The 11,814-nt window shown below is 46.1% G+C and carries 13 protein-coding genes; 9 read left to right on the top strand and 4 right to left on the bottom strand.

Translation table 11 applies throughout. From position 1 onward, the window contains the following. The first annotated feature begins 543 nt into the window (after positions 1–543). The 3 genes from QUA78_RS20135 (at position 544) to QUA78_RS20125 (ending at position 4,073) form a co-directional block, all read left to right on the top strand. On the top strand, positions 544–900 hold the full coding sequence (locus tag QUA78_RS20135; protein WP_445302456.1) for a transposase: 357 nt from the start codon (positions 544–546) through the stop codon (positions 898–900). A 59-nt stretch (positions 901–959) separates the two neighbouring features. Further along, on the top strand, positions 960–2,684 hold the full coding sequence (ggt, locus tag QUA78_RS20130) for a gamma-glutamyltransferase (protein ID WP_333303476.1): 1,725 nt from the start codon (positions 960–962) through the stop codon (positions 2,682–2,684). A 504-nt stretch (positions 2,685–3,188) separates the two neighbouring features. Then, a complete protein-coding gene (locus QUA78_RS20125) occupies positions 3,189–4,073 on the top strand; it encodes a choice-of-anchor L family PEP-CTERM protein (RefSeq protein ID WP_333303475.1) in 885 nt (294 codons plus the stop codon). Positions 4,074–4,510: 437 nt separating this feature from the next. On the opposite strand, the gene QUA78_RS20120 is transcribed toward QUA78_RS20125, so the two are convergent. Together QUA78_RS20120 and QUA78_RS20115 are read right to left on the bottom strand one after the other, a co-directional pair. Continuing rightward, positions 4,511–5,539 (bottom strand): pentapeptide repeat-containing protein, encoded by a 1,029-nt coding sequence (locus tag QUA78_RS20120; RefSeq protein WP_333398984.1) that lies wholly within the window; start codon positions 5,537–5,539, stop codon positions 4,511–4,513. Between the two features lie 318 nt (positions 5,540–5,857). After that, positions 5,858–6,706: an alpha/beta hydrolase gene (locus tag QUA78_RS20115; RefSeq protein ID WP_333303471.1), complete on the bottom strand. Its 849-nt coding sequence runs from the start codon at positions 6,704–6,706 to the stop codon at positions 5,858–5,860. 120 nt (positions 6,707–6,826) lie between these two features. Between QUA78_RS20115 and QUA78_RS20110 the strand changes: the two genes are divergently transcribed. Both QUA78_RS20110 and QUA78_RS20105 read left to right on the top strand, forming a co-directional pair. Then, positions 6,827–7,282, top strand: a complete 456-nt coding sequence (locus tag QUA78_RS20110; protein WP_333303470.1) for an aspartyl protease family protein — start codon at positions 6,827–6,829, stop codon at positions 7,280–7,282. Between the two features lie 91 nt (positions 7,283–7,373). Then, positions 7,374–7,553 carry a hypothetical protein gene (locus QUA78_RS20105; RefSeq protein WP_333303469.1) on the top strand — a complete coding sequence of 60 codons (180 nt, stop codon included), beginning with the start codon at positions 7,374–7,376 and terminating at the stop codon, positions 7,551–7,553. 16 nt (positions 7,554–7,569) lie between these two features. Here QUA78_RS20105 and QUA78_RS20100 read toward each other — a convergent pair whose 3' ends face one another. Beyond that, complete coding sequence (locus tag QUA78_RS20100) at positions 7,570–8,295, bottom strand: DUF3120 domain-containing protein (protein WP_333303468.1); 726 nt, start codon at positions 8,293–8,295, stop codon at positions 7,570–7,572. After that, positions 8,288–8,872, bottom strand: coding sequence for a hypothetical protein (locus QUA78_RS20095; RefSeq protein ID WP_333303467.1), 585 nt, complete (start codon positions 8,870–8,872; stop codon positions 8,288–8,290). Before QUA78_RS20095 ends, QUA78_RS20100 begins: the two co-directional genes overlap by 8 nt. Before the next feature lie 516 nt (positions 8,873–9,388). Between QUA78_RS20095 and QUA78_RS20090 the strand changes: the two genes are divergently transcribed. The 4 genes from QUA78_RS20090 to QUA78_RS20075 all read left to right on the top strand — a co-directional run bounded on the left by QUA78_RS20090 (position 9,389) and on the right by QUA78_RS20075 (position 11,797). Then, a complete protein-coding gene (locus tag QUA78_RS20090; protein ID WP_333303466.1) occupies positions 9,389–10,639 on the top strand; it encodes a ferrochelatase in 1,251 nt (416 codons plus the stop codon). Between the two features lie 282 nt (positions 10,640–10,921). After that, positions 10,922–11,164, top strand: coding sequence for an AbrB/MazE/SpoVT family DNA-binding domain-containing protein (locus tag QUA78_RS20085; RefSeq protein WP_333267447.1), 243 nt, complete (start codon positions 10,922–10,924; stop codon positions 11,162–11,164). Further along, positions 11,161–11,505, top strand: coding sequence for an endoribonuclease MazF (mazF, locus tag QUA78_RS20080; protein WP_333303465.1), 345 nt, complete (start codon positions 11,161–11,163; stop codon positions 11,503–11,505). The genes QUA78_RS20085 and mazF overlap by 4 nt, the downstream gene beginning before the upstream one ends. Before the next feature lie 94 nt (positions 11,506–11,599). After that, on the top strand, positions 11,600–11,797 hold the full coding sequence (locus QUA78_RS20075; RefSeq protein WP_333303464.1) for a DUF433 domain-containing protein: 198 nt from the start codon (positions 11,600–11,602) through the stop codon (positions 11,795–11,797). Positions 11,798–11,814 lie beyond the last annotated feature (17 nt).

Here is an 11,814-nt window from a genome sequence, read left to right as displayed (position 1 = left end):
GTTTTTGAGCAACAGCTTGCCTTCTGTTAAAAGGCAGCTACTTTTAGCTGTGACCATTTTTTAGTCTAAACTCCAGTCAATAAGGAATCGAAACAATCTAGCTACACCAGCAAGAAACTGCTTGATAAAGCATTTCCGACGGTTCCTTACTCCGAAAACAAATTTGTCAATGTCCAAGGAGAGAAATCTCCCTACGATGGAGATATAGCCTACTGGAGTGAGCGTAACAGCAAGCTCTATAACGGCGAAACCTCTAAAGCTTTAAAACGGCAAAACCATAAATGTGGAAAATGTGGCCTAAAAATGCTAGGCGATGAAAAGGTGCATCTACATCATGTAGACAGAAACCATAGTAATTGGAAAATAAACAACCTTCTAGCGGTTCACGAAAGCTGCCACGATCATATCCACATGAGCAAAGGCGAAAGCCAAGAACATCGGGAGCTGGGTGCGGGGAAACTCGCACGCCCAGATCTAACTGAGAGGTGCGGAGGATAATACCTCCCATCGACTCAACCAAATACTTTATTATTTAGCACTGATATTCATCTACCACCTGAGCAAATTGTTGAATATTATCAGGCTCGTTTTCAAATCGAATTTATTTTTCGTGATGCTAAACAATTTACGGGATTGTCTGATTGTCAAGCTCGTCATTTACCACGGCTTGATTTTCATTTTAATGCCAGTCTTATTGCCTTATATCTAGCCAAATATGAACTCTCTAGTTGTCATTCATCTGCCAAATCTTTTGTGTTTTCTATGGCTTCTTATAAACGTCTGGAATTCAATAAGCATCTACTTTCTACCTTTATTGATAAGTTAGATTTAGACCCGGATTTGATTTTAAATCACCCTAACCTTCTTTCAGTCTTGTCTTATGGTACTCTGGCTACTTAAAAACTGTCCGAACTATTGTAAAATTATACTGTAAAAAATTCTCGAATCACCCCTAAAAAATGTTGCCAAAGTTCTTGAGCAAAGTGCAAATTTATACTTGTTTCCTAACAGTCTTGGTTTGCGCCGGCTGCCAGCAGCTACAGCCAAACTTGCAGCTGCAGCGCAGCAAACAGGGCATGGCAGTTTCGGCTCACCCTCTGGCGAGCGCTGCGGGGCTGGACCTGCTGCAACAGGGGGGCAATGCAGTGGATGCAGCGGCTGCTACGGCTTTGGCAATTTCGGTGGTGGAGCCTTTTTCGGCGGGTATCGGCGGCGGGGGTTTTTTGCTGCTGCGGCGGGCCGAAACGGGGACTGTGCAAGCGCTGGATTTCCGGGAACGAGCTCCGACAAGGGCTGCGCGGGATATGTACCTCGACAAGCAAGGCAAGGTGCGCCCAAGGGCAAGTCTGGACGGGCATTTGGCGGCGGGTATTCCGGGCACTGTTGCTGGACTTTACACGGTGCACCGCGAGTATGGTAAGTTGCCTTGGGCGGAGGTGGTGGCGCCGGCGATCGCCCTGGCTGAAAAAGGCTTTCCGGTAAGTTCGCGGTTTACCACGGCTACCCAGCGACGACAGGATGCGATCAAAAAAAACCGGGCGGCGCGGGAGGTTTTTACTCGCAGTGGCCTTTTATACCAGCCGGGTGAGCTTTTGGTGCAGCGGGATTTGGCGCGGACTTTGCGGCAGATTGCTGAAAATCCGCAGAGTTTTTATACCGGGGACATTGCGCGGGCGATCGCCGCCGACATGGGTAAAAACGGCGGTATTATCACTCTCGAAGATTTGAAAAACTATACGCCGATTTGGCGAAATCCAGTTTGCGGCAAATTTCGGGCTTACGAAATTTGCGCGATGTCGCCTCCTTCTTCCGGTGGCGTTCATTTGTTGCAAATCTTAAATATTCTGGGAGATACCGATCTCAAGAGGTTGGGGAGGCAAAGTCCAGATACCATACATTTACTGGCGGAGAGCATGAGGATTGCTTATGCTGACCGGGCTGAGTATTTGGGCGACCCGGATTTTGTGAGTGTACCGATCAAAGCTCTGACTAGCAGCAATTATGCCAAATTGAGACGATCGCAAATCCAAATGTCAAAAGCCAGACCTTCGGGAGAGGTGAAAGCTTTTGACGCTCAAACTTTGAGTCGCTTTGTATGGGAGTCTCCGGAAACTACCCACCTAACAGTAGTTGACAAAGAGCGCAATGTTGTAAGTTTGACGTTTACGGTGAATGGCGGTTTTGGGGCTGGGGCGGTGGCGGCGGGTACGGGAATTTTGCTCAACAACGAGATGGATGATTTTGCAGCGGCGCCGGGAGTGCCGAATTTGTTTGGTTTGGTGGGCGGGGAGGCAAATTCGATCGCTCCGGGGAAGACTCCTTTATCGAGCATGACGCCGGTCATCGTGACAGAAAAGGGCAAATTTCGCCTCGCTGCAGGGGCTCCCGGAGGCAGCACGATTATTACCACGGTGTTGCAAGTTGTACTGAACGTATTGGTTTACGACATGAATGTCGGCGATGCTGTGTCTGCACCTAGGGTGCATCATCAGTGGCAGCCCGATAGCCTGAGGGTGGAACGGGGAGGTTTTGAGGCTGCGACGCTTTCGGAGTTGCGCCGGCGGGGACACCAGATTGTGGAAGATGACGGCTGGGGCAATGCCAATGCGATCGTCCTGACTCCGGATGGTTGGTTGGAAGGGGCTGCCGATCGGCGCGGGGAAGGAGAAGCAAGGGGGTTTTAGTAATCAGTCAGTCGATTAGAGATTTTAGATTTTAGACTTCGGCGAGCCGTCGAGCCGCGCTCAGTCGAACGATTTTAGATTTACTCCACAGATGAATCTGCGAGCTTGAACTAGGTCGAAAATTATGATCTCTCCATGACAAGAGTCTGGGGCTTGTATGCGTTTTTGGGCGGGGTCATTAGTCATTAGCCATTAGCCATTAGTCATTAGTCATTACTCATTACTCATTTTGGTGATCGCAAACGGTATCAAAATCCGGTTTCTTTGGTTTCCAGTGCATAAGTCCTAAAATTATTAGTCTGTGTACGTGTGTTTTTGCATGCGTACTTTTGCAGTGAGGTTTATGTGCTGACTAACTGCCAGCAATTACCAAAAAACTGAATCACAAAAAGCGTAAATTTACTTATATGTAAAGTTATGGTAAAGGCACTAGACATTGATAGTTATATAATGTAAAAATCAAGTTAAGCATTAAATCAGGTTTGTATTTTTACGGAAAAACTTATGATAATTACTCACAAAATTGCTGCCTTAACTGCTACATTAACTACTGCTCTGAGCTTGTTGACAGCACCAGCAATGGCATTTTCGGTAGGGGCAACTAATAACACTGAGACTTTGAAAAATAATTTGTTGGGGACTAATACAGCGGGATTGAGTAATTTCTCTGTTTCAATTACGGGGAATGCTGCTGCTTTTGGTACTTTTACTAATGACCCCTTCGGTTTGAAATCAGGTGTTGTTCTCAGCACTGGTAAAGTCGCCGATCTACGGGGTCAGAATCGGAAAGATAACGTCCTCGTACTGACCAACGGCAGCGATTTAAACACGGACTTTGGCGCTCAAGGTGAAAAGGGGGACTTGACTCAGCTAAACCTCAGCTTTTTTGCTAATAGCACGGTTGAAAAGTTGTTCTTTGAATATGTATTTGCTTCGGAGGAGTTTCCTGAGTTCGGCGGTTCTGAATTTAATGACGATTTTGAACTGCTGCTGAACGGCACTAATTTGGCGAAATTGAGCGACGGAAAAACAGTTACGATTAATAATCTTGTTCCCGATCCAAATAATCGCTCTAAAGATCACCCAGACTATGTTGACAACCCAAGTTTGACAGGTATTGCTGCTAACATCGTTAAGCTGGATGGCTTTACTAAAGTTTTAGGTTTTGAGGGTTTGCTCAAGAAAAATCAGACGAATGTTCTCAGCATCCGCATTAAAGATGTGGGCGATGGCAATTTAGATTCTGCTGTATTTATTAAAGGCGGTTCTGTGGGGACGGTTCAACCTGAACCGGTTCCCGAACCGATGACTGTGGGGGGTTTGATGGTCGGAGGTGCTATGCTGGCTGCTGGAAAAAAGTTACGCGATCGCCGTGCCGGAAGTAATTAATAACAGAAAGAACAAGGAAGAAGGAAGAAGGAAGAAAGAAGAAGGAATAAGGAAAAAAGAGGAAGCATTTTGGCGGTTGCTGTAATATGAAGCTCTATTAACCGTGTTGGAGGCAGACACGGGCTTTGATGAACCGAAAGACTTCGTTGCAGTCCTTGAACCGGATAAAAAAACTCGGTTTGTGCGATCGCGATCGGGTAATATCATCTCAAGTAATTTAACCGCTATGGGTGCGCAGCGAGGAATGCAAGTCCTCATAAAATTCTGACGACGAACGCCCTCACTACGAACCAATTGTATTGCGGTTGTTCTAGCGGACATAATATAAGTTTTAATCCAAAATTCGCGGCAAAGGGCGAATTTTTGTGTATTTTTGGTTGCAGCCAATACTGCGGGTAAAACCCGGGCCTACAACAACTGACTAAAAACTAAATCATTTAGCTATGAACCGTACCGTCGGGTAAGATTGTACCTGTTAATGTAGTTCGGGTTAGTTTTACCATAACTCGATCGCCGTAACCGATTTTCGCTCCTGTTAAGTCCGCACCGCTCAAGTCTGCACCGCTCAAATCAGCTCCGATTAAGTTGGTTTCTCTCAAGTTGGCATTGATCAAACAAGCTCCTAACAAATTAGCCCTGAACAAGTTTGCTTTGTGCAAATTCGCGCCTGTGAGGTTGACGTTGTGTAGAAAAGCATCGCTTAAGTCGGCTTCACTCAGGTTTGCATTGCTCAAGTTTCTCCCTGAAAAATCCTTTTCTTTTAAGGAAGCTCCTTTGAAGTTGGAACCGCTCAAATCGGGAGCTTGCGGCGCAGCTTGGCGGTAAGACTGAGATGGCTGCGGCGGTGGCGATTGGTAGCGGGACGCATCTGAATAGGGCCCTGAAGGATTTCCAGCATAATTGCCAGCATATTTTCCTGGAGAGGTTTCAGAAGAGTAGCGGGGTTCTTTTGGGTTTGCCGGCGGTGGCTGGGTGTTTGGATACTGAGTATTTCTGTACTGAGTGTTTTGGTACTGAGTGTTTTGGTACTGAGTGTTTTGTGGCTGAGTGTTTTGTGGCTGAGTGTTTTGGTACTGAGTATTTTGTTGCTGGGTGTTTCTGTACTGAGTATTTTGTTGCTGGGTGTTTTGTTGCTGGGTGTTTTTGTACTGAGTATTTTGTTGCTGGGTGTTTTGTTGCTGAGTGTTTCTGTACTGAGTATTTTGTTGCTGGGTGTTTCTGTGCTGAGTATGTTTTTGCTGAACGTTCTGATTCTGACCTCTTGGTTGAATCGATCGTAATTGTTCGCGAGCTTGATTAATTTCCTTAATCTTTTCTTCAGCTTTCTGTAGTAGTCGGGGATTGTCTTTGGGGATGCGATCGGGGTGCCAAATGAACGCTAAATCCTTGTAGGCTTGGCTAATTTCTTCTCTGGAAGCTCCCGGCAACAGTTCCAGCACTTTATAGTATTGGTCGAGGTCGTTCATTGTACCACCTTTCGCTTTAAGAAATTAGGAATTAAAAATTAAGATCAGAGCAAAAGCTGCTGTCAGTCGATTTGAGATTTGAGACCTTCGGCGAGACGTTCGGCGAGCGCTCTGTCGAGCCGTCGAGTCGCGCTCTGTCGAGCCGTCGAGTCGCGCTCTGTCGAACAATTTTAGATTTACTCCACAGATAAATCTGGGAGCTTGAACAAGAGTCTAAAATTTTGGCCTGCTCACGACGAGTGTCGGGGGCTTGTCTCCGTTTTTGAGCGGGGTCAAAGCTTGCTTGTCCGATCGTACATTAGATGAACAATAACTCAGCTAAGCCGCTGCTGGCAAAAAGTCTCGAATTCGCTGCAAGTATGTTGCTGCATCCTCCAGCATCGGAAAGTGAGCCGTATTGGGAATTATAACAAATTCTACTTTTTTGCTGAGGGAGGCCGCTTGCTCTCCCATGATGGCAGGGATAATTTGGTCAAATTCTCCGGCCACAAGCAGTGTGGGAACACTCAGCCGCGCAAATTCTTGGGGCATTTCCTCGGCTGCTCTTTTGCTGACGGCCGTCACCATTGTACCTATAGCAGCTTGCTCGTCTGCCATTAAAAAATCCTTGAGAAACGCCAGACTGACCTCTGTGGGCAAGGAACGGCGCAAAAACCGGGCCATAAATAGCCGATCGGCAAAGGGAATCGATGCCAGCCAAGAGGGTCTAAATCTTACCACATAGCCGCCGAATTTGTGAAAAGTTGTAAAAGATTTTTCGTCGTATTCAAAAATCCCGCTGCAAGTGAGAATTGCTTTTTCTACTTTTTCGGGGTAAAGGTTGAGAAATAAAGTAGCAATTGATGCTCCTGTGGAGTGAGCATTGAGAAAGACGCGGCTTAAATTCAGAGATTCTAATAATTCCGCTAAGTCGCGGGCGTAGGTTTCGAGTTCGTAGCTGGACTCAGGAGGCTCTTTTGGCAAAGGCGATCGACCAAAACCTCTCATATCGTAAAGCAAACAATCAAAATCATCAGCAATAGCCCGTGCCGTGCTTTCCCAGTAGCGCGCCGATCCCGCCCAGCCGTGCATAAATACCATCACTGGTTTGCCGCTGGGTTGGGCGCTTGCGTCTGCCGTTATCCACTCGTAATAATGTTCTACACCGCGAATTGAAATGAAAGCCATGATTAAGTAGTTTTGAGTTTTGAGTGATAATTGTAAATCATATAGGAGTGAGGGGCGATCGCGTCTCAGTTAGCAGAACTCGTATAATGTAAGCAGCAAAAGATTAAAAGGAAATTTAATATGACAAAAATAAATAAATTAGAATTGGATGGAATTAAGAATATGGGGGCAATTAAGACTCAGGTAAAGCTGACAAATGCCATAGATGAAGCTCTAGTTAGTCGGGGGTTGCTCGCGCCTCGGCTGTTGCGTGAGTGTGAAACAGAAGCTCTAGTAGATACAGGCTCGGTTTACCTAGTAATTTCAGCAGAGATGGTACAGCAGCTAGGTTTACGAATTATAGGACAGCAGGTTGTTAAGTATGCTGACGGTCGTCAGGAAACCGTAGGAGTAACGGAGGCTATATTAATGGAAATTGAGGGGCGTAGGACTACGGAGGATGCTCTGGTGACAGGTGATGAGGTGTTGATTGGTCAGGTGGTTTTGGAGAAGTTAGATTTGCTTGTGGACTGTAGGAATCAGCGGTTAATGGGGAATCCTACTAATCCTAATTATTCAGTGACTTATATCAAGTAGGACTTATATCAAATCCGTTGACATCCGAATTATTCATCTCTCTCTTCTCTGACTCTGCGTTCTCTGTGTCCTCTGCGGTTTAATCATTCCGATGCAACCGGACGTAGGCAAAGTAGTAGGTTGGGTTGAGAAACAAAACCCAACACTCATTAATTGGATGTTGGGTTTCGTTCCTCAACCCAACCTACAGAATAAAAACTACATCTATCAAAAAATCTACGTTAACCTGCGTCAATCTGCCTACATCTGCGGTCAAAAATCACCAACATAAAAACCAATCAGAAATTTTAAGCAGCAGAAGCAGCCAGCCAAAATAAACCATCCACCAAAAGCGTGCTTAACACCGCTCCGCTAAAGGCGCGCCAGTGCAGTTGCTTGCCCCGCAAACTCAGCAAACCGACTGTTAGCAACACAGCGATTAGAACTAAAGCACAGCCTATGCCCCAAGGAGTTTCAATTTGACCGATCGCACTTTGAAAAATCGGCATAGCTAATTCCGGTTCCGCGTGCATAACTTGCCGCCAGTAGGGCATCAAGCCTGTTAAGTAAAAATATAAATCAGTAATGGCAGTACCCAAGAGGGAACCCAAGTAAAAATAGCCGCCAACTTTTCCCCAAGACTTGCCCAAGCACCAAATAGCAAAAGGCAAGCCAATTGATTCTATAGGTAGATGTAAAATTGGTTCCCATCTAAACCAGCCCCAATAGATAGAACCTGCCAGCCAACAGCCGGCAAATCCTAATAATAAATCTCCCCAAAGTTGGGTTTTGGGGCGGAAAATTAAGATAAAACTAAGTACGAACCAGGGAATAGTTGATAGCAAACTGATGGTTGGATATAAACGCACTAACGGTGCTTGCACGAAGACTGGAATTGATACTAAAAAGGCTGAGGCACTAAATATCAACCACTGCTGAATGCTATTTCTTCTGCCTGAAGATAGAGGATTTTCCAGACTGGTGATGGTGAAAATAGGTGCGATCGCGGATGATACTACATTAAGATTAAACAACTGATTGGACTCCGTACTGTTTCAATAGGTGGACTAAAAATTTTGCTGCGGTTGTGGGTGCGACAGTATCAATCCCGGCGGCGGTTTGGCTGACGTGCCAGCCTTTTGCCGTTTGGGGAGATCGCCACAAATCCAAATGTTCGATCGCGGGATCTGCATAAAAACTGTCTCCACCGCCACCGAGAATTGCCGAACTCCAGTGCGTAAAGCGATCGTGGCTGATTCGGTGAATGGGAAAATTGCTCCCCAGAGGTACTCCCCAACCGTCTAAGGCAAAAAAAGCCCCGACTTTGCCACCGAGTTGCTGCCACATCCAAGCCGCCCCGATCGCCCCGGCTACTCCTGCCGAAAAGCTGACAAATACTAGACTTTCTCCTGCTAAGTCTTCGCTGCACAAAAAGTGCAATATGTCAAGAGCTGAAAAAGGCGGATATTTATGAGCGGGAAAAATCTTGACAGGCTCGACTATTTGCTGGTTTTGGCGATCGGCTGCCAGTCCCCAAAGCCCCGAAAGTCCCGCTAGGAAACAGTCGGTTAGCTTTGGTTCGTGGACTCCGGGGCAAATTACCAGTCTCATAGTTCGTCAAGAAAGTTAATATAGTTCGCAACATAACTTTATCATATGCCTACTATATTATATACTATGCCGGGGGATAGGGTGTTAAACTTATAATAGAGTAAAGTTTGAAGAGTATCCCCCCTCTTAAAGTGCTGGGACTGCTCGCCAGAACTCAGACCAGAGGCAAGGTGAGCAAGTCTTAAGAAAACATAAAACTTAACAATCTCGGCTTTCTTCCGTGTCAGGGGTGGGGAGCAAGATTCTAGTTCTAGCCACCTTAGGGGTTTCGGGTGGGGGTCAAAAAGCCGATCGTCAGTGATGCCAAATCCGGGTTAGAAATCCCCGATCAGACTCGGCGGTTGAAACAGATCCTACACAAACTTTCGTCCGCCTAAGCGAAGGGGCACAGACACGGGCCTTCGCGGACTAAGATTGAAGGGAGTATTTAAGCCGGATTTTGTATGATGCAACATCTCAGATTTGCGCTTCATCCTGCGTGCGGCTCTCAAAATAGTAAAAATTGAGGAATACAAAGTGGTTGCTTCTCCAGAAAAAATCGAGTCCAAAACATCTGCCGCACCCGCAAGTAACGATCGGGTTGCTGTATTGCTGATGGGTTATGGCGAAGTCGAAAGCTACGACGATTTTGCCAACTACAACGAACAAGCTTTAAATTTGCTTACGGCAAAGTTTGCGCCAGTACCGCTTTGGATTTATCCGCCGCTGGCGAAGATTTTAGCAATCTTTGACTTGCACGAGTGGAGTCACCAACACGGTCAATTCGTTTCGCCGCACAATGCAATTTTTGAACAGCAGCGCGCTGGGATTGAAAAGAATTTACAGGAGAAATGGGGCGATAAAGTAAAAGTGTTCAAAGCTTTTAACTTTTGCGCGCCGTTTTTGCCAGAACAAGTAATCCCTCAAATTCAAGCAGAAGGATTTGACAAAATTCTGATTTATCCGCTGTTGGTAGTTGATTCGGTTTTCACCAGCGGTATTGCTGTCGAACAGGTGAATAAAGCTTTAGCACAAACCTTTGATGGTAAGGAACATTGGGTAAAAGGACAGCGCTACATTCCTTCTTTTTACGATGAACCGGCTTACATCCAGCTAATGGCGGATTTGGTTGAAGAGGAAATTAAGAACGATTTAGCTGTAGCGCATTTGCCTTCTCAGATTGGGATTGTGCTGATGAATCACGGTTGTCCGCACAAAGCGAAGGGCTTTACTTCGGGAATTGTGGAAAGTCAAGCTTTGTACGATCGCGTGCGGGAACGTTTGATGTATCGCTATCCTTTGATTTCGGTGGGTTGGCTGAATCACGACACGCCGCTGATTGAATGGACGCAGCCGGATGCGACGTTGGCTGCGAAGAATTTGATTGATTTGGGTGCAACTGCGATCGTGTTTATGCCGATCGGATTTGCGACAGAAAATCACGAAACATTGTTAGATGTAGACCACATTATTGAGTCTTTGCAGAAACAGCGTCAAGGAGTTACTTACCGCAAATTGCCTTGCGTTAACGACCATCCAGAGTTTCTGAAAATGGCGGCCGAGTGGGCAAATCCGCAGATTGAAGCGTTGTTGAGTGAGACGGCGGTGGCTGTTAATCCGAGTTTGGCTGCGGCGCACCGCGAACACGCGCATTCTCATGGGGATCACGGTCATTCTCATGGCGGGCACGGGCATTCTCATGGTGATCACGGGCATTCTCATGGTGATCACGGGCATTCTCATGGCGGGCACGGGCATTCTCACGGCGGGCACGGGCACAGTCATTAATTAGGATCTGAGAAACCGGGTTTTTTGCGAAAATACTGCGTTACAGACGACAGATTAAGTAAAAAACCCGGTTTCTTTGTCGGAGTGCGTGAGTTCAGATTAATTTAGGTAAAAAGTCGATCGTCCTTTGGTGTATTAGAGAAGGGGCGATCGACTTTTTTATCAAATTTTCTGTGCTTGTCAAACATCCCCTTAGTCGCTACACTGTAGATACTCTGTATATACTTTCTCTTAGAACGGGTAAATTCCTCAGAGTGATATCACTAACTAGAGGTTCAGGCTATGGTTGCGACGATCGCAAAATGGGGAAACAGTCTTGCTATTCGGATTCCACAGAATTTAGCTAAAGAGATTAACTTGGCTGAGGGTTCCGAAGTGAAGCTTGTCTTGATAGATGGCAAGCTGACAATCGAGCCTATCGTTCGTCGGCGGTATTCGCTTGAGGAGCTGATCGAGGCAATGACGCCAGAGAATGTTCATACTGAGATTGATACTGGAATTGCTGTGGGGAACGAAGTTTGGTGACACAATCAAATCCCTACATTCCGAGTCGAGGCGATATCGTTTATTTAGACTTTGACCCAACTAAGGGACACGAGCAAAAAGGACTTAGACCTGCTTTTGTGCTGTCGCCTCGTTCCTACAACGAGAAAAGCTCCTTAGCTCTATTTATGCCGATTACAAAACAACAAAAAGGGTATCCTTTTGAAGTTGTCCTACCCACTGGATTAAAAGTTCAGGGAGTAATTCTTGCAGATCAAATTAAGTGTTTAGACTGGAAAGCTCGCGGTATTCGATTTGTTGAGTCGGTATCTCAAGATGTAATTGAAGAGGTACAAGCTAAAATAGAGCCGTTGTTATTGTAAAAGCATGAAGTTCACGGGGTTGCATAAATCAGACGATCGCACTTTTCCTGAAATTACCTATGTGCGCGGCGCTAGCGGCTAATTCGTCCCCGTTTTGCGCGGCACTCGCTTGCGGGTGCAAACAGTAGTCATTGCAGCCCATAAATGGGGTTTTTCGCCAAACCAAATTGTCGCTGAGTATGATTTAAGTGAAGCTCAAGTGAACGATGTTTTCGCTTTTTATGCAGTCCACTGTCAGGAAATAGATGCCTCTATTGCCGTTGATCGAATTATCGAAGCTGCCAATGGGTAAACCGCTATTGCATCTGG

Origin of the sequence: Microcoleus sp. K4-B3 (genome assembly GCF_036704615.1) — a bacterium.
Lineage (GTDB): Bacteria > Cyanobacteriota > Cyanobacteriia > Cyanobacteriales > Microcoleaceae > Microcoleus.
This window is presented reverse-complemented; position numbering and strand designations above follow the sequence as displayed.